The 488-nt window shown below is 45.7% G+C and carries 1 protein-coding gene; it reads left to right on the top strand.

Going from position 1 to position 488, the window contains the following annotated elements; all coding sequences use genetic code 11:
- Positions 1–488 (top strand): protein adenylyltransferase SelO family protein (locus CKA54_RS07615; RefSeq protein ID WP_172586687.1); only part of this gene is annotated, 488 nt, incomplete at both ends.

Raw genomic sequence — 488 nt, forward strand, 5'->3', positions numbered from 1 at the left:
CATGCTGACCAGTGAAACGCCTGTTTATCGCGAAAAATGTGAGCAGGGTGCGTTGTTAGTGCGTGTCGCTGACAGCCATATCCGATTTGGTCACTTCGAACACTTCTTTTACACCAATCAACTAGAAGAGCTTAAGCTGCTAGCAGATAAAGTGATCGAATGGTATTGGCCTGAGTGTGCTGAACAATCCCAACCTTATGCTGCAATGTTCAATCGAGTGGTAACGAATACCGCCCACATGATTGCGTATTGGCAAGCATACGGGTTTGCTCATGGCGTGATGAACACTGACAACATGTCGATACTCGGGCAGACATTTGATTACGGGCCATTTGCGTTCTTAGATGATTATGATCCTAGTTACATTTGTAACCACTCTGACTATCAAGGTCGTTATGCGTTCGACAAGCAACCTAGTATTGCCTTGTGGAACTTGTCGGCATTGGCCCACTCATTATCTGCTTTGATTGAGCGTCCTCATCTAGAAC

This window comes from Campylobacter sp. P255, from assembly GCF_003627915.1.
In the GTDB taxonomy this organism is placed as follows: Bacteria; Campylobacterota; Campylobacteria; order Campylobacterales; family Campylobacteraceae; genus Campylobacter_D.